Raw genomic sequence first — 18,185 nt, 5'->3', positions numbered from 1 at the left:
GTGAGGGCACGACCGGCGCACGACCGGCGCCGGCCGACGGCGCGGGCAGCAGGACGAAGCGAGTCAGGGACGCGGGACCGGCGGTGTGCGCTCAACGGCGAGCGCGGCGCGGCGGGGCCCGGTACTGAGTACGGGGAGGCGTGATGAACGAGTCGACACGTAACGACGGGGCGGGTGTGCCCGGTGGTACGGGCGGTGGCACGTCCGGAGCCGCGGGCGCGCCGCCCGGCCTGCCGGATCTGCTGGGTCTCGACCTGGAGACCCTGCGGACCCTGCACCACCCGGTGCTGGCGGAGGTGGTCGCGGATCTGCGGGGCCGGGCCGAACAGCCGCGCGAGATGCTCTGGGGTTTCAACAACGCCTTCTGAACCGGGCGGTCCCGCGGCACCGCGCCCGCACGGTTTCGGCCCGGGGCGCGGTCGATCAGGACATCATCGTCCGGGACGGGCCGGTTCGTGCCGCGCGCCGGGGATACTCACCCCGGGCCGGTACCGGTGACCGTCCCGGCAGACGTACAGCACGGGGGTGCCGGAGTGGTCCGACGGGCGACACCGCGGGGGGAGCGGCCCGCAGAGCGGTACACGCGACGGGCGCGGAACGGGCGCGGCGGGCCGCCGCGCCCCGACACGTCCACGGACCGGGCCGGCGCGGGCCCGCCCGCACCCGTGCCGTTCGGGCAGTTCATCGTGAAGGTGCACGGCCGCTGCAACCTGGCCTGCCGGTACTGCTACCTGTACGAGGGCCCCGACCGCACCTGGCGGGACCGGCCCGCCGCCGCCGCGCCCGCCGTCCTGGACCGCACCGCGGACCGGATCGCCGAACACGCGGCCGCCCACCGGCTCCGGCACGTCGCCCTGGTGCTGCACGGCGGCGAACCCCTGCTCGCGGGCCCTGACCGGCTCGCCGCCCTCGCCGACCGGGTGCGGGAGCGGGTGCCCGGCGGCTGCACCGTCCACGCGACCGTGCAGACCAACGCCACCCTGCTCACCGACGCGGGCGTCACCACGCTCGCCCGGCACGGCATCAGCGTCGGCATCAGCCTGGACGGCGGACTGGCCGCGCACAACAGCCTGCGCACCGACCACGCGGGCCGCCCCTCCTGGCCCGCCGCCTCGCGCGGCGCCCGGCTCCTCGCCGACCACCACCCCGACGCGTACGCGGGCATCCTCACCGTCGTGGACCCGCGCACCGACCCCGTGGAGCTGTACGAGTCGCTGCTCGCCCTGCGCCCGCCCGCCCTGGACCTGCTCCTGCCGCACGGCAACTGGACCAGCCCGCCGCCCGGTCTGCCGGACCTCACGGACAGCCCGGCGGGTCCGGGGTCGGGCCGCGCCACCCCGTACGGCGACTGGCTGTGCGCCGTCTTCGACCGCTGGTGGCCGGCGGCCCGGCGGGAGACCCGGATCCGGCTCTTCGAGGAGTGCGTCGCCCTGCTCCTCGGCCTGCCCGCCGCCACCGAATCCCTCGGCCTCGACCCCGTCAACGCGGTCGTCGTCGAGACCGACGGATCGATCGAACAGGTCGACTCCCTCAAGTCCGCGTACGACACGGCCGCCGCCACCGGACTCGACGTCTTCCGGCACACCTTCGACGACGCCCTGCGCCACCCCGGCGTCGCCGCCCGCCAGGCGGGAGCCGGCGCGCTTGCCGCCGCCTGCCGCGCCTGCCCGCTGCTGACCGTCTGCGGCGGCGGCCACTACGCCCACCGCTACCGCGCAGAGAACGGCTTCATCAACCCCTCCGTCTACTGCGCAGACCTCGAACGGCTGGTCCGCCACGTGGCGGACCGGCTCGCCGACGCAACCGCAGGAGACCCCCCATGAGCCCCGCCATCCCCGATCGCGTCCTGCGCGAACTCGGCCGCACCGAGGGCGACACCGACTCCCTCGGCCTGCTCGTACGCGATCAGGACACCCGCCGCCTCGTCCTCCTCAGGGCCCTGCTCGACGCGGCGGCCGCCGCCCCCACGACCGTGTGCCCGCCCCGGCTGCTCGACCGGCTGCGCGAGGACTGGGCGCTGCTCGAAGCGGCCGAACGCGCCGACCGGGCCGCGGTGCGCACCGTGCTGTTCCACCCCATGGCCGGCCCCTGGGCACAACGGCTCCTGGGCGGCCTCGCGGGCACCACCGCCCCGGGCCCCGAACTCCGCACCGACCTCGCCCACCTGAGCGCCCTCGCGACGGCGGCCGCGATCCGGGCCGCGCTGCCCTGCACCGCCCGGCTCACCTCCCGCGAAGCCTTGCTCTCGCTGCCCACCCTGGGAGCGGTACGGGCGGAACCCGGCCCGCTCGTACTCACCCACGCGGGCGGTGAGACGACGATCCGCCCGTCCGGCGCGCCGCCGCTGTCCGTACGGTCCCTGCCGGACGGCACCATGACGTCGGCCGACCCCCGCTGGCTGCCGGTGCTCACCCTGCCCGCAGTCCTGCCGGGCACCGGCCCCGTACCCCTGGACGACCTCGACCCGTACCGCACCCGCGGCACCGGGCTCGAACGCCACGGGCTGAGCGCCGCCACCCACATCGACGACAGCGAACGCAAGGCCTGGACCGAGTCCTGGTCCGGCGTCGAACCGCTGCTGCGCGTGGGCGGCGAGCACCGGCTCACCGAAGCGGCCGTCCTGCTGCGCTGCCTCGTCCCGCTCGGGCCGCCGCCCGGCGCCGGGCCGTCCGGCCAGGGCGCGGCCCACTGCAGCGGCACCCGGCGCGAGGCGTTCGGCGCGGTCCTCAGCAGCAAGCCCGCGACCCCCGCCTACTTCGCCTCGACCCTCGTGCACGAACTCCAGCACACCAAGCTCGCCGCCCTCGGCGCACTCGTCCGGCTGCACCACGAGGACGCCACCCCGCGCCACTTCGCCCCGTGGCGCTCCGACCCCAGGCCCTTCGACGGGCTGCTCCAGGGCGCCTACTCGCACCTGGCGCTCGCCGACTACTGGCAGCGGTTCGCGCTCGGCGCGCGGCGGGTCACCCACCGCGATCTGGCCTGGGCGGAACACGCGCGCTGCCGCCAACAGGTGGGTGCCGTACTGCCCGTACTGGCCGGCTCCGCCGCACTGACCCCAGAGGGGCGGGTCCTCGTCAACGAGATGATCGCGGTGTACCACCGTCTGGAGGATTCGCCGCCACCCACGGGGCACCTGGCTCGCGCGGAGGCGTACGTCAGCACCGCCAAGGTGATATGGCAGCAGAGGAACGGTTCGTCCAGGAGCTGAGCAGCCAGCTTTCCGGTGGGGGCGCACAGCCTCCGGTGTATCTTGAAAGAGCTCGCAACGAGGTCAGGGAGACGGTTGAATGCCCGGTACGCGTAAGCAAGTTGGAGCAACCGGGGCGCAGACCGTCACCCTCAGTTTCGCCGGTTTCAACCGGGCCTGGGCGGCGTGGATCGCGGACCGGCTGGAGCGGCGCGGGGTGACGGTCGTCCAGCAGCGCTGGGACCCTCCGGTCGAGGTCCCGCTGGAGGACGCCCTGCGGGACCTGATGCTCTCCCGGGGCCGGATCCTGGTCCTGCTCAGCGACTGGTACTTCCAGGTCGGCCCCCGCGGTCACGGGGAGTGGAACCGCGCCCTGCGCGAGGTCGTCGCCCCCGACCCGGACCGCTTCGCCGCCGTGTCCGTCACCACCTCGGCCCTTCCCGGTGCCACCTCGGTCTTCGGCGCCGCGGACCTGACGAACGTCGGTGCGGACGAGGCCGAGCGCCGGCTGCTCGTGCGCCTGGGACTGCCCACCGATCCGTTGTCCGAGTCCGCCGCGGCGCGGCCGGGCCCGCGGTATCCGGCCGACACCCCTGAGGTGTGGGGCGGGGTGCCGCGCCGCAATACCCGCTTCACCGGCCGTGAGGAACTGCTCAGCAAGGCCTACACGGCCCTTCAGGACGCGGGGGCGGGTGCGGGTGTCGTCACGCTGCACGGCATGTCGGGCGTGGGCAAGACACAGCTGGCCGCCGAGTACGTGTACCGGTTCGGCTCCGAGTACGACGTGGTGTGGTGGGTGCCCGCCGACCGGCGTGCCCTCTACCGGCAGAAGCTCGCCGAACTCGCCCCGGAACTGGGCCTTTCCACCGGCGCCGAGTACGGCGAACGGCTGCGCGCGGTACGTGACTCGCTGCGCCGCGGCGACCCGCACTCCCACTGGCTGCTGGTCCTGGACGGCGCGGACGAGCCGGAACAGATCTGGGACCTCGTGCCGACCGGCCCCGGCCACGTCCTGATCACGTCCCGCAACCCGAAGTGGGGCGAGCACAACAGCAACCTGGTCGAGGTACCGGTCTACGACCGTGACGAATCGATCGCCTTCATCCTCCGCCGCGCCCCCCGCCTCACCCGCACCGAGGCCGACCGGCTCGCCGAGGCACTGGAGGACCTCCCGCTGCTGCTCGACCAGACCGCGGGCTGGCTCAACGACTCCGACATGTCGGTCGAGGAGTACATCGAGCTCCTCGCCGGCGGCATCGACCAGGACGTCGTCAAGGTCTCCGCCGACTTCCCACTCGCCTTCCAGACCGCCTGGTCGATACTGCTGAACAAGCTCAGGGACACCGTCCCCGAGTCCGTCGACCTGCTCCGCCTGTGCAGCTTCTTCGCACCAGGCTCCATCCCCGTACGGCTGCTGAAGGAGATGCCACCGGGCGAGCTGCCCGAGCAGCTCTCCGGCCTCATGAACGACCCGCTGCTGTGGAACAGGGCGATCAGTCAGCTGCGCCAGTACTCCGTGGTCCGCCTGGAGTCCCACGAGTCCGTCATCGACGAGACGTCCTCCGGCGAGTCGATCTACCTGCACCGCATGGTCCACCAGATCGTCCGCAAGGACATGCCGGAGCGCGACCGCGAGGAATTCACCGACGTGGTCCGCCGGGCACTCGCCTCCGCGGACCCGGGCCGCCCCACCGACACCCGGCTGTGGCCCGGATACGCCGAGATCACCCCGCACCTCAAGTGGGCCGACGTGCTGCGCAGCACCGACCCCGCGGTGCACTCCCTGGTGCTCAACTGCCTGCGCTACATGTACCTCTCCGGGGAGTACCGGGCCGGCATCAAGCTGGGCTCCCGCGCCATGAGGGCCTGGGGCGAGCTGCTGGGCGAGAACCACCCCCGGGTCTGGGACCTCAGCTACAACTACGCCAACCTGCTGCGCGCGGTCGGCGACTACGCCGGGACCGAGGCGATCGAGCGGGCCGCCGTCGACCACCTGCGCGCCGAACGGGGCGCCCAGGACCTGGAGCACCTGCGTGCCGCCAGTGGCCTCGCGGCCGACCTGCGCGGCCTCGGGCGGTACGACGAGGCGCACGAGATGTCCGGCTGGATCCTTGCCTCGTACCGCGAACTGCTGGGGGAGCAGGACTCGCGCACGCTCAGCGCGCAGAACAACCTGGGTGCGTCCCTGCGCCTGCTCGGGCGGTACGAGGAGGCACTGGAGCTCAACCGGCGCACCCTGGAGGCGCGTCGGCAGCTGCTCCGCGCACGCCACAGCTGGACCCTTTACTCCGAGATCAACTACGCCACCGACCTGCGCCTCCTCGGCCGGTACACCGAGGCGGAATCGCTCCAGGGCCAGAGCATCCGCGTGCACCGGCTCGTCATGGGCCAGGACAACCCGCAGACTCTGACCGCCGAGCACAACCTCGCGCTCTGCTACTACCGTTCGGGTGAGCGGAGGCAGGCGGCGGCGCTGTTCAGCCGGGTGCTGGAGCGGGGCGAGCGGGTACTCGGCGAGGACGACCCGCTCACCATGATGTTCGCGGCCAGCCAGAGCTTCTTCGCCCGGGAGCACGCCGACATCGACCAGGCCCGCGCCATAAGCGAGAAGGTCGTGCAGGGGTACGTGGACATGCTGGGCGACCAGCACCCCTATGTGGCGGGCACCCGTGGCAACCACGCGCTGATCCTGCGGAGCGTCGGGGAGCGGGACCAGGCGTACCACCTCCTGGAGGAGGTGCTCGTGGACATGGGCCGGGCAGTGGGCGAGAACCACCCCTGGACGCTCGGCTGTGCGGTCAACGCCGCGGCGCTGCGCAATCTCGTGGGCGACACCGAGTCCGCCGCCGCGCTGACGGACTCGGTCGTCACCCGGGCCACCGAGACCCTCGGCAGGACCCACCCGCTGACCCTGACCGCCCGCATCGCGCACGCGGCCGATCTGCGCGGACTCCGCGACCGGCAGCGGGCGGACAAGGTCGAGACGGAGGCGCTCGACGATCTGGCGGCCACCCTGGGCGCCCAGCACGTCCACACCGTCTCCGCAAGGTCCCGCAACCGGCCGTTCTGGGACTTCGAGCCGCAGATGATCTGAGCACCTGCCCCGAACCCATGCGAGACATGAGTGTCCGTCAGTAACCTTGTGACACAAGCAGGTTGGTCATTCAGGGGGGCGCGCATGGCGGTCGTGGTGGGTGCAGTGGCACCAGGGGAGGACGGTCCGATCCCGGTCGTGGTGGACGCCGAGGCGTACACCCGGGCCGGGTCGCCCGCCACCGATGTGGACTCGCTGTACGACAGAGAGGAGACCCGGGACGCCGCCCGACGCGCCCTGGGCGCGGCGGGCGATCTGTACGGGGACGGCCTCGACCTCGCACGCCGGTGCGCCTCCCAGGCCATGCGCAGGCTCGGCGACCTGGGGCAGGGGCTGCGGCCGGACGAGATCGAGCTCCAGGTCGGCATCACCTTCGAGGCCGGGATGGCGGCCGTCGTGAAGGCCGGCGCGGAGGCGCAGATCCAGGTCACCTTCCGCTGGCAGCCGGGACGCGAGGAGCGGGCCACCACCACGGTGACGCCCTCATGAGCGAGCCGGGGCCGAAGGTCCCGATCCTCCCGTACAGCCGCGTCGTCGGACAGGAGGAGCTGAAGCTCGCCCTGGAGCTGAACTTCATCGCCCCGCGCATCGGCGGCGTACTGATCGCGGGACAGCGCGGCACGGCCAAGTCCACCGTCGTCCGCGCCTTCGCGCTGATGACCGGCGGCAGGCTGCCCGTCACCCTGCCGATCAACGCGACCGACGACCGGGTGCTCGGCGGCTGGGAGCTGGACGGGCTGATGCGCGGCGAGGCCAGGCGGCAGGCCGGGCTGCTCGAAGAGGCCCATGCCAAGGGGATGCTGTACGTCGACGAGGTCAACCTCCTCGACGACCACATCGTCAACATCATCCTGGACGTGGTCTCCACCGGGGTGCTGTCCGTGCAGCGCGAGGGCATCGACACCGAGACCCATGTCTCCTTCGGGCTCGTCGGCACGATGAATCCGGAGGAGGGCAGTCTGCGCGCCCAACTGCTCGACCGCTTCGGGCTCATGGTCACGGCGGCCGAGCTGGACATCGAGGAGCGCCACCTGATGATCACCACGGTGCTCACCTTCGAGGAGGAGCTCCAAGTCGCGGACTCCGCCTGGCTGCGGGCCGCCCATGAGGAGAACGGGCGGCTGCGCGAGGGGCTGCTGGCCGCCCGCGAGCGGCTGGCGGAGCTCGTGCTGGAGGAGGACGTCAGCAGGCTCTGCGCCGAGGCGGCCGACCTGTCCGGCGCCGTCGGGCAACGCGGCGACCTCCTGGTGGCCAAGGCCGCCCTCGCGCTGGCCGCCAGGGAGTCGGCGCGGCGGGTGGAGCCCCGGCACGTGCACCGGGTGCTGCCGCTCGCACTGCGGCACCGCAGGCCCGAATCCGCCCACGGCGCGGAGTTCGCCTGGGGGCCGGAGGAGTACGCCGTCCTCGCCGGCCTGTTCGGCTGAGCGCGTGTCCGCCCGGCCGATGCGGACCCAGGACCCGGGGGAGCGGGACGACGTCTCCCACCGGCTGCTGACCGCGCTCGTCTGCTCCGCGCTGGAACCGGCACTCACCGGTGTCCTGCTCTTCGACCTGCCCCCGGAGCATGTCCCCGCCGTGGCCGGGGCGTTCGCCGAGGTGCTCGGCCTGGCCGGTGGCCTGCCGCCGGGAACCGGGGTGCCCCGCACCACGCTCGACTCGGCGACCGCCGACGAAACCCTGTGGCTGCGGCCCCTGGTGCGGCGGGGCGCGGGCGGCATCGAGTTCACCCTCGGGCCCGGACCGCTGGCCGAGACGGCGGCCTGCCCGCCGCTCGTCGTCGTGCCCGACCTGGCCCGGCTGAGCCTTCCGGGGATGCGGGCCGCCGTCCAGCTCCTCGGCGCTGACACCGCCACCCTCGAACACTCCGGCATCCGCCGCAGCTGGACGCCCCGCGCCCGGTGGCTGGCGTTCTGCCGGGCAGAGGACGCCGCGCACCTCTCCCCGCACCTCCTGGACCGCTTCCCCGTCCGGCTCGGCGTTCCCGGTCTGCGGCCCCGGACGGATGCCGACCCCCTCGGCCCGCTCCCCGCCGCCTGGGCGACCGCGCTGAGCCCGCGCACCCCGCGCCCGCCCCGCTCACCGACGGGTTCGCCGCGTCGGTGCTGGAGCACCTGGACGACCAGGAGGGGCCCGGACACCGCAGAGCCCTCGCGCTCGGCCGCATCGCCCGCGCCCTGGCCCGGCTGGACGGCGCCGAGCAGGCACACCCCGGCCCCGGTACCGCCGACGGGGCCCCGCTCCACGTCACCGCCGGGAACACCGCCGCCGCCCATGTCACCGCCGCCCACGTCGGCCGGGCCGCCCGGCTGATCCACCTCCGCACGGTCCACCGCCCGCCGGCGCCGCCAGAGACCGCCCCGGACCACGAGCCCCCGCGGCCTCCCGGACCCGGCTCGGACCGTCCGCCTCCGGACGCCCGCCCCACCTCCGAACGGCCCTCCGGGGCGGGCTCGTTCGTCCAGGAGCCGGAGACCGCCGTCTCCCTCGGCCCGGCCGCGGTCCGGGGCGACCGCCCGGGACCCTTCTCCCCGTACCCGGAGGACACCGCGGGTCCGGGGCCCGGCGGGGCCACGCTGCGGATACCCGCCCGCCGGACCGGGGGCGCCCGCGCCTCCCGGGGCGCCGTCGTCGGGGTACGGCGGGCCCGCGACCTGTGGGACCTCGCCCCGGTCCGCACCGCGATGGAGGCCGCGAAGTACCGGGCGATACGCGGTGGCCGGGGCCGGCTCGTGATCGTCCCGCAGGACCTGCGCGGCTACGTCCGGGCACCCGAGCCCGTCCGGACGCTCACCCTCGTGCTCGACCACACCTGCCGCGGGGACTGGGACTGGCAGCCGGCGCTCGAACCGTTCCTGCGGTGGGCCTATGTCACCCGGGCCTCCGTCCACGTCGTCGAGGTGGGCGCCCGGGGAGCGGCGAACGAGCTGCGGGCCGGTTCGTTCTCCGCCCGGTCCACCAGGGACCCGAGGATCGCCGCCGCACTCACCAGGCCGGCCGGCCGCGCCACCCCGCTCGCCCACGGCCTCGACCAGGCCGGCAGCGCCCTGCGCCGGGCCTTCCGGCACCACCGCGCCGGACTCGTCGAGGCCCTGCTCGTCGTCGTGACCGACGGGCGGGGCAATGTGCCGCTGGCCGCGGGCCGCACCGGACGCCTGGGCCCCGGTCCGGCGGGACGGACCGGCACGGCGGACGCGGTGCGGGCCGCGGAACGGATCGGTGCCCTGAGCCCTGCCCGGCTGCACAGCGTGGTGATCGACCCGGGGAGGCGGCCGTACACCGCGCTGCCCGCCGAACTCGCGGACGCCCTCGGCGGCAGCGTGATCACGGCGGAGGCCGACGACGAGGGGGCGAGCCGTGCGCGATGACGCCCTCGACGTGATCCGGCGCCTCGGGCGACGGGCCGGACAGGTGCTGCCCGCCCCACGGACCGCCGTGCCGGCCGGCACGAGCACCGGCACTCCGCTGGGACTCGGCGCGGTCGCCGTCGACGCCAGACAGGCGCCCGGCACGACGTACGCCCGCATCAGGGTGCGTCGGCGGCGCCCCTCACCGGGCCTGCCGGAGGCCTTCGGCTTCGAGGCCTGGTGCCGCGGCGTCCCGCCGCTCCCGTACACCTCGGGCGGCGGCCAGCGGCGCCCGGCGGCGATCAGCCTCGGCAACGCCCGGCCGGGCGGCGAGCCGCCGTCGGAACTGCTCCGCTCCATCCGCCGCTGGTCCCTGAACCAGGGCCCGCTGACCGGCTGGATCAACCGGTGCCGGCAGGTCCACGGCGACGCCCTTCAGCTGGTGATACTCGACCAGACCGGCTTCGACCTGCCCTGGGAGGCGCTCACCCTGCCACCGGTGCCGGAGGCAGGACTTCCCGGCGGGATGCTCGGGATGCTCGTCGACCTGGCGCGCTGGTTCGACGCGGTCCGCGGCGGCGACGACTTCCCGACCGACGTCGCGGCCCCGGCCGGTGCGGTGCTCGGCTACTTCCACCCGGACATGGGCTCCGACCGGGACGTCTTCCGCCGCTACCGGCACCGGCCGCACTCCGGCATCGTGTCCTTCCTGAGAAGCCTCGACGAAACCGCCGCCGACCCGACCGGCCTGGTCTACATGGGCTGCCACGGAACCTTCGACCAGGAGCTCAGCAACCTCACCCTGGCCGACGTGACCTGGGCGGAGTACCACGACCACGACATGCGCCTGCTCGGCCGGGACGGCTCGCTGGTCTGCCTCAACGCCTGCCACTCCGGCCGCTTCCTCGACGACGACGGGGACGGCCGGCAGTATCTGCGGGGCTTCACGGAGGTCTTCCTCGGCAACGGGGCGGGCGGCTGCATCGTCACCGCGGGGAAGGTCGGCGACGCCGAGGCCCGCGAGCTGATCCGCCGGCTCGTCGAGACGGTGACCGCCGACCCGGACCGGCCGGTGGCCCGCGCACTGCGGGCCTTCCGGGCAGTGGCCCACGAGACCTTTCTCGCCGAGGGCGGGATTCCGCTGATGGTCCTGGAAGACGGCTCGTTCGACGAGCGGGGGCAGCGCAACGCCCTGCGGCTGCTCTACAGCCTGATGTTCCAGTACTACGGGCACCCGCTCAGCACGCTTCACCTCACCGGCCGGTACGCGGACGGCCCGCGCGCACGGGAGGAGGCCGAGCATGAGCGGTGACGAGTGGCCCCTGCTGATCGAACCCGTCGTGGGCTGGCTGCGCGAGGTCGGCCCCGGGGCCGTCCAGTGCGTCGGCGTCGACCTGCGCGGCCCGCTGAACGCCCGTAACGAGGAGGACAGCGAGGCCTGGCCGTACGACGAGGAGGAGCTCGCCTTCAGCGTCTCCCTGGACGGCGCCCCGCACTTCGTCTGCGAGGTGCTCGACGACCCGGGACTCGTACTGCACCGCTTCGGCGGTACGTACGGCCCGGCGAGGTTCCTCGTCACCGCGGGCACCGCGACCGGGCCCGCCGTGCTGCGGCTGACCATCTCCAACCAGTGGGGCGCACCGGTCCGCAGGGACGAACTGCACTGCCGCATCGAGGAGTCCGCGGGCCCGGACGGCAGCCCGGTCCGCCCGCCCGGCCGGTGGCTGCCGGGGCCCGGCGCGGACCCCGGCGGGTCCGGTAACACCGCGCCGCCGGCCGGGACCGACACCGCGGTCACCCTCAGCTTCGCCGACACCGACCGGTCCTGGGCGGCGTGGACCGCGGACCGGCTGGAGCGGCGCGGGGTGACGGTCCGCCCAGAGCGCTGGGACCTCCCGGCGGGCGTCTCGCCGACGGACGGGCTGCGCGAGCTGGCACGCTCCCGCGGCCGGATCCTGCTGCTGCTCAGCCGCCGCTACGTCCAGCTCGGCGGCCACGGCCCCGACGCGTGGGACCGGGCCCAGCACGAGGTCGTCGGCCCCGACCGGGACCGGTTCGCGGCGATCTGGTTCACGCACTCCGCCTCGCTGGACGGCGCGTTCTCCCTGCTGGACCCGCTGGAGCTGCACGGCGTCGGTGCGGACGAGGCCGAGCGCCGGCTGCTCGTGCGCCTGGGGCTGCCCACCGATCCGCTGTCCGAGTCCGCCGCGGCGCGGCCGGGCCCGCGGTATCCGGCCGACACTCCTGAGGTGTGGGGTGGGGTGCCGCGCCGCAACACCCGCTTCACCGGCCGTGAGGAACTGCTCAGCGAGGCCTACACGGCTCTTCAGGACGCGGGGGCGGGTGCGGGTGTCGTCACGCTGCACGGCATGTCGGGCGTGGGCAAGACACAGCTGGCCGCCGAGTACGTCCACCGATACGGCTTCGAGTACGACGTGGTGTGGTGGGTGCCCGCCGACCGGCGTGCCCTCTACCGGCAGAAGCTCGCCGAACTGGCCCCGGAACTGGGCCTTTCCACCGGCGCCGAGTACGGCGAACGGCTGCGCGCGGTAGGCGATTCGCTGCGCCGCGGCGAGCCGTACGCCCGCTGGCTGCTGGTCCTGGACGGCGCGGACGAGCCGGAGCAGATCTGGGACCTGGTGCCGACGGGCCCCGGTCATGTTCTGATCACGTCCCGCAACCCCGAGTGGGGCGAGCACAACAGCGACCTGGTCGAGGTGCCGGTCTACGGCCGTGACGAATCGGTCGCCTTCATCCTCCGCCGGGCCGCCCGCCTCACCCGCACCGAGGCCGGCCGGCTGGCCGAGGCGCTGGAGGACCTGCCGCTGCTGCTCGACCAGACCGCGGGCTGGCTGAACGACTCCGACATGTCGGTCGAGGAGTACATCGAGCTCCTCGGCGGCGGCATCGACCAGGACGTCGTCAAGGTCTCCGCCGACTTCCCGCTCACCTTCCGGACCGCCTGGTCGATACTGCTGAACAAGCTCAGGGACACGGTTCCCGAGTCCGTCGACCTGCTGCGCCTGTGCGGCTTCTTCGCACCAGGCTCCATCCCCGTACGGCTGCTGAAGGACATGCCACGGGGCGGGCTGCCCGAGCGGCTCTCCGGCCTCATGAACGACCCGCTGCTGTGGAACAGGGCGATCAGGCAGCTGCGCCAGTACTCGGTGGTGTGGCTGGAGTTCCAGGCCTCCGACGGCGGCCTGTCCGTGGGGTCGATCCACCTGCACCGCATGGTCCACCAGATCGTCCGCAAGGACATGCCGGACCGCGACCGCCGTGCCTACGCCGACGTCGCCCGCCGCGCCCTCGCCGCCGTGGACCCGGGCGACCCCGCGGACCCGGGCCGCTGGCCGGAGTACGCGGCGCTCACCCCCCACCTCAAATGGGCCGAGGTCCTGGACAGCGAGGACCCGGACGTACAGCAGCTCGTCCTCAACTGCCTCCGCCACATGTACCTTTCGGGCGAGTACGGCAGCGGTGTCCGGTTCGCCGCCCCCGCGATGGAATCCTGGCAGACGCTGCTCGGCGCGGCCCATCCCCGGATCTGGGACCTGCGCCATCACTACGCCAACCTGCTGCGCGCCCTCGGCGACTACCGCGCCAGCGAGGCCGTCGAGCGCACCACCGCCGAGTTCCTGGCGGCCGAGCGCGGCGAACTGGACCCGGACCACCTGCGGGCCGCCGGCGGGCTCGCGGCGGATCTGCGGGGCCTGGGCCGCTACCAGGAGGCCTTGGAACTCTCCGTCTCGATCCGGGACCGCGACCGCCGGCTGCTGGGGCGGGACGACCCCCGGACCCTCAACGCGGAGAACAACCTCGCCGTCTCGCTGCGCCTGCTCGGCCGGTACCGGCAGGCGCTGGAGCAGGACGAACTCACCCTGGAACGGCGGCGGTCCGTCCTGCCGCCGCAGGCACCCGCCACGCTGTACTCGGAGATCAACCTCGCCATGGACCTGCGGCTGCTCGGCCGGCACCGGGAGGCGGAGGTCGCCCTGCGGGAGACGGCCGGACGCCATCTGCGCCGGATGGGCGGCAACAACCCGCAGACGCTGCGCGCCCAGTACCACCTGACGCTCTGCCAGTACGCCCTGGAGGGCGCCGCTTCCGCCCTTCCGGCGCTCACCGCGACGAGGGAAGGCTCGCTGCGGCTCCTGGGCGAGCACGATCCGCTGACCCTGCTGATCACCGCGGCCGCGGCCGGCGCGGAACGGGAGGCGGGCGACCCCCGGCAGGCGCTGCGGCTGCACGAGCAGGTGGTGGACGGCTACCGGCGGATGCTGGGCGACCGGCACCCGTACACGATCGGCGCCGAGGGCAACCTCGCGCTGATGCGCTGGACCCTGGGCGACCCGGAGGCCGCGGGCTACGAGACCGAACGGGCCCGCGTCCTGATGGCCGAGGCCGTCGGCACCGGGCACCCCTGGGCGATCGGGTGCGCGCTGAACGCGACGATCCTCCGGATGAGGAACGGGCGGACCGAGGAGGCCCACGCGCTGGGCGGGGCGAACGGCCCACGGGCCACCGGGGCGCTGGGCCCAGACCACCCGCTCAGCATCGCCTGCCGGGAGGCGGACGATCCGGTGCGGGCCGGGTCCCTGGCCTTCTGGCCGTTCGAGCCGCTCATCATCTGAGGACCCGGGGCAACGCCGGGGGCCCGGCACCGCGCATGTCTCGCGGTGCCGGGCCCCCGGTTCGTGATGTGCCGGTCAGGCCTCGAAGACCTCTTCGAGCAGCTGTGCCTGCTCGGCCTGGTGGCGCTTGGCCGAGCCGACCGCGGGGGACGAGCCGCGCGGCCGCGAGATGCGGCGCAGACGCTCACCGTGCGGGACGTCGGCGCCGACGGCCAGGTCCAGGTGGTCGATGAGGTTCAGGGCGATGAACGGCCAGGCACCCTGGTTGGCCGGCTCCTCCTGGGCCCACAGGTACTTCTCGGCGTTCGGGTACTTGGCGATCTCCGCCTGGAGCTCGGCACCCGGCAGCGGGTACAGGCGCTCGAGGCGGATGATCGCGGTGTCCGTGACGCCGCGCTTCTCCCGCTCGGCCTCCAGGTCGTAGTAGACCTTGCCGGTGCAGAAGACGACCTTGCGGACCGCGTTCGGGTCGACCGACTCGTCGCCGATCACCGGACGGAAGCCACCGGTGGTGAACTCCTCCACCGTCGACGCGGCCGCCTTCAGCCGGAGCATCGACTTCGGGGTGAAGACGATCAGCGGCTTGTGGTGCGGGTTGTGCACCTGCCACCGCAGGAGGTGGAAGTAGTTCGACGGCAGCGTCGGCATGGCGACCGTCATGTTGTCCTGCGCGCACATCTGGAGGAAGCGCTCCGGGCGGGCGGACGAGTGGTCCGGCCCCTGGCCCTCGTAGCCGTGCGGCAGCAGCAGCGTGACGCCGGAGGTCTGGCCCCACTTCTGCTCGGCCGAGGAGATGAACTCGTCGACGACGGTCTGCGCGCCGTTGACGAAGTCACCGAACTGGGCCTCCCAGATGACCAGCGACTCCGGGCGGGCCAGCGAGTAGCCGTACTCGAAGCCCATCGCCGCGTACTCGCTGAGCAGCGAGTCGTAGACGTTGTAGCGGGCCTGCTCCTCGGAGAGGTAGAGCAGCGGGGTGTAGTCCTCGCCGGTCTTCTGGTCGACGAGGACCGCGTGGCGCTGGCCGAACGTGCCGCGGCGGGTGTCCTGGCCGGCGAGCCGGACCGGGGTGCCCTCCATCAGCAGCGATCCGATGGCCAGCGTCTCGCCCATGCCCCAGTCGATGGTGCCGTTGTCCACCGAGGCGGCACGGCGCTGCATCTGCGGCATCAGACGCGGGTGGACGGTGATCCCGTCGGGGATGTTCACCTGCGACTCGGCGATCAGCTTCACGACCTCCGAGGACACCGCGGTGGTCACGGCCACCGGGAACTCGGCCTGGACGTCCGGGACATGCGGCTGGGACGGTGCGGAGGTGGCCTCGCGGACCTCCGCGAACACCTTCTCCAGCTGGCCCTGGAAGTCCTGGAGCGCCTGCTCGGCCTCCTCCAGCGTGATGTCGCCGCGACCGATGAGGGACTCGGTGTACAGCTTGCGCACCGAGCGCTTCTTGTCGATCAGCGTGTACATCTGCGGGTTGGTGAACTCCGGGTTGTCGCCCTCGTTGTGACCGCGGCGGCGGTAGCAGATGAGGTCGATGACGACGTCCTTGTTGAACGTCTGCCGGTACTCGAAGGCGAGCCGCGCGACGCGGACCACGGCCTCCGGGTCGTCACCGTTGACGTGGATGATCGGCGCCTCGATCATGCGCGCGACGTCCGTCGCGTACATCGAGGAGCGCGAGGCCTCCGGGGCGGCGGTGAAGCCGACCTGGTTGTTGATCACCACGTGCACGGTGCCGCCGGTGCGGTAGCCGCGCAGCTGCGACATGTTGAGCGTCTCGGCGACGACGCCCTGGCCCGCGAAGGCCGCGTCGCCGTGGAGTGCGACCGGCAGGACCGTGAAGTCCGTGCCCGCCTTGTTGATGATGTCCTGCTTGGCGCGGGCGATGCCCTCCAGGACCGGGTCGACCGCCTCCAGGTGCGAGGGGTTGGCGGCCAGCGAGACCTTGATCTGCTCGCCGTCCAGACCGGTGAAGGTGCCCTCGGCGCCCAGGTGGTACTTGACGTCGCCGGAGCCGTGCATCGAACGGGGGTCGAGGTTTCCCTCGAACTCCCGGAAGATCTGCGCGTACGACTTGCCGACGATGTTCGCCAGCACGTTCAGCCGGCCGCGGTGGGCCATGCCGATGACGACCTCGTCGAGGCGCGCCTCGGCCGCGGAGTCGATGACCGCGTCGAGCAGCGGGATGACGGACTCGCCGCCCTCCAGCGAGAACCGCTTCTGGCCGACGTACTTGGTCTGCAGGAACGTCTCGAACGCCTCGGCGGCGTTGAGCCGGCGCAGGATCCGCAGCTGCTCCTCGCGCTCCGGCGCGGGGCGCGGACGCTCCACCCGGTCCTGGAGCCACTTGCGCTCCTTCGGGTCCTGGATGTGCATGAACTCGATGCCCGTGGTGCGGCAGTACGACTCACGCAGCACACCGAGGATGTCGCGGAGCTTCATCAGGGTCTGCCCGGCGAAGCCGCCGACGGCGAAGTCCCGCTCCAGGTCCCACAGGGTGAGGCCGTGCTCGGTGATGTCCAGGTCGGGGTGCTTGCGCTGGCGGTACTCCAGCGGGTCGGTGTCGGCCATGACGTGGCCGCGGACCCGGTAGGAGTGGATCAGCTCGAAGACCCGTGCGGCCTTGGTGACGTCGTCGTCGTGCGAGGCGTCGATGTCCTTGAGCCAGCGGACCGGCTCGTAGGGGATGCGCAGCGCCTTGAAGATCTCGTCGTAGAAGTCGTTCTCGCCGAGCAGCAGCTGACTGAGGATCCGCAGGAACTCGCCGGAGGCCGCGCCCTGGATGACCCGGTGGTCGTACGTCGAGGTCAGGGTCATGACCTTCGAGATACCGAGCTTGTTCAGGGTGTCCTGCGACGTGCCCTGGAACTCCGCCGGGTAGTCCATCGCGCCGACGCCCATGATGAGGCCCTGTCCGGGCATCAGGCGGGGCACCGAGTGAACGGTGCCGATGCCGCCGGGGTTGGTCAGCGAGGCGGTGACGCCGGTGAAGTCGTCCATGCCGAGCTTGCCGTTGCGGGCCCGGCGGACGATGTCCTCGTAGGCCTGCCAGAACTCGAAGAAGTTGAGCGTCTCGGCCTTCTTGATGGCCGCGACGACCAGCTGGCGGTCACCGTTCGGCTTCACCAGGTCGATGGCCAGGCCGAGGTTGACGTGCTCCGGCTTGACCAGGGTCGGCTTGCCGTCCTTGACCGCGAAGGAGTAGTTCATCGCCGGCATGGCCTTGAGGGCCTGCACCATCGCGTACCCGATGAGGTGCGTGAAGGAGATCTTCCCGCCCCGGGCCCGCTTGAGGTGGTTGTTGATGACGATGCGGTTGTCGAAGAGCAGCTTCACCGGGACGGCGCGGACGGACGTGGCCGTCGGCAGCTCCAGCGAGGCGTTCATGTTCTTCGCGACCGCGGCCGAGGGGCCGCGCAGCGTCACGTACTCGGGCCCGGCCGGGGCCTCGGTGGCCGGAGCGGCGGCGGCCTTCGCGGCCGGAGCCGGGGCGGCCTTCGCCGGAGCCGCCGGAGCCGCCGGAGCGGCGGGTGCCGGAGCGGCGGGAGCGGGCGCCGGTGCGGCGGGCGCGGCCGGGGCCTGGGCCACGGGCTGCGCCGGCGCGGCCGGAGCGGTGTGGTCGGTGGCGGTCGGTGCGGTCACGGCCGGAGCCGCTGGCACCGCAGCCCCCGCGGCTGCGGCGCCGGGAACGGGCTTGTCCGCCGTGCCGGACGTACCCGGCTTGTAGTCGGCGAAGAAGTCCCACCAGGCGCGATCGACCGTGTTGGGATCCTGGAGGTACTGCTGGTAGATCTCGTCGACGAGCCACTCATTGGGGCCGAAAGCAGCAGCCGGGTTCGAACCCGGGCTGGCTTGGTCGGTCGAGATGCTCGAGTTACTGGGGGACTGAGACGACACGGCGGCAACCGCCCTCTTCCGCT

At 73.1% G+C, this 18,185-nt stretch carries 10 protein-coding genes; 9 read left to right on the top strand and 1 reads right to left on the bottom strand.

The features are described 5' to 3' along the window. Nucleotides 1–143: 143 nt before the first annotated feature. The 9 genes from fxsA to fxsT (ACIO3R_RS07990) all read left to right on the top strand — a co-directional run bounded on the left by fxsA (nucleotide 144) and on the right by fxsT (ACIO3R_RS07990) (nucleotide 14,262). A complete protein-coding gene (gene fxsA, locus ACIO3R_RS08030) occupies nucleotides 144–368 on the top strand; it encodes an FxSxx-COOH cyclophane-containing RiPP peptide (RefSeq protein ID WP_385036508.1) in 225 nt (74 codons plus the stop codon). A gap of 297 nt (nucleotides 369–665) precedes the next feature. Next, nucleotides 666–1,823, top strand: a complete 1,158-nt coding sequence (locus ACIO3R_RS08025) for an FxsB family cyclophane-forming radical SAM/SPASM peptide maturase (RefSeq protein ID WP_385036507.1) — start codon at nucleotides 666–668, stop codon at nucleotides 1,821–1,823. Beyond that, nucleotides 1,820–3,211: an aKG-HExxH-type peptide beta-hydroxylase gene (locus tag ACIO3R_RS08020; protein ID WP_385036506.1), complete on the top strand. Its 1,392-nt coding sequence runs from the start codon at nucleotides 1,820–1,822 to the stop codon at nucleotides 3,209–3,211. Before ACIO3R_RS08025 ends, ACIO3R_RS08020 begins: the two co-directional genes overlap by 4 nt. Before the next feature lie 79 nt (nucleotides 3,212–3,290). Beyond that, complete coding sequence (gene fxsT, locus ACIO3R_RS08015; protein WP_402104413.1) at nucleotides 3,291–6,284, top strand: FxSxx-COOH system tetratricopeptide repeat protein; 2,994 nt, start codon at nucleotides 3,291–3,293, stop codon at nucleotides 6,282–6,284. A 105-nt stretch (nucleotides 6,285–6,389) separates the two neighbouring features. After that, complete coding sequence (locus tag ACIO3R_RS08010) at nucleotides 6,390–6,773, top strand: CU044_2847 family protein (protein WP_402104411.1); 384 nt, start codon at nucleotides 6,390–6,392, stop codon at nucleotides 6,771–6,773. Next, nucleotides 6,770–7,708: an AAA family ATPase gene (locus ACIO3R_RS08005; protein ID WP_385036503.1), complete on the top strand. Its 939-nt coding sequence runs from the start codon at nucleotides 6,770–6,772 to the stop codon at nucleotides 7,706–7,708. The genes ACIO3R_RS08010 and ACIO3R_RS08005 overlap by 4 nt, the downstream gene beginning before the upstream one ends. Nucleotides 7,709–8,383: 675 nt before the next feature. Further along, nucleotides 8,384–9,649: a hypothetical protein gene (locus ACIO3R_RS08000; RefSeq protein WP_402104409.1), complete on the top strand. Its 1,266-nt coding sequence runs from the start codon at nucleotides 8,384–8,386 to the stop codon at nucleotides 9,647–9,649. Continuing rightward, a complete protein-coding gene (locus ACIO3R_RS07995; protein WP_402104407.1) occupies nucleotides 9,639–10,940 on the top strand; it encodes a CHAT domain-containing protein in 1,302 nt (433 codons plus the stop codon). The genes ACIO3R_RS08000 and ACIO3R_RS07995 overlap by 11 nt, the downstream gene beginning before the upstream one ends. Next, nucleotides 10,930–14,262 (top strand): FxSxx-COOH system tetratricopeptide repeat protein, encoded by a 3,333-nt coding sequence (gene fxsT, locus ACIO3R_RS07990; RefSeq protein ID WP_402104405.1) that lies wholly within the window; start codon nucleotides 10,930–10,932, stop codon nucleotides 14,260–14,262. The genes ACIO3R_RS07995 and fxsT (ACIO3R_RS07990) overlap by 11 nt, the downstream gene beginning before the upstream one ends. A 75-nt stretch (nucleotides 14,263–14,337) precedes the next feature. Here the strand turns inward: fxsT (ACIO3R_RS07990) and ACIO3R_RS07985 are convergent, their stop codons facing one another. Further along, nucleotides 14,338–18,162: a multifunctional oxoglutarate decarboxylase/oxoglutarate dehydrogenase thiamine pyrophosphate-binding subunit/dihydrolipoyllysine-residue succinyltransferase subunit gene (locus ACIO3R_RS07985; protein WP_402104402.1), complete on the bottom strand. Its 3,825-nt coding sequence runs from the start codon at nucleotides 18,160–18,162 to the stop codon at nucleotides 14,338–14,340. Between the last annotated feature and the right edge of the window lie 23 nt (nucleotides 18,163–18,185).

Origin of the sequence: Streptomyces sp. NPDC087428 (genome assembly GCF_044744085.1) — a bacterium.
Classification (GTDB): Bacteria; Actinomycetota; Actinomycetes; order Streptomycetales; family Streptomycetaceae; genus Streptomyces.
Note: the sequence above shows the minus strand (reverse complement) of the source record. Positions and strands in the feature narration are given on the sequence as shown.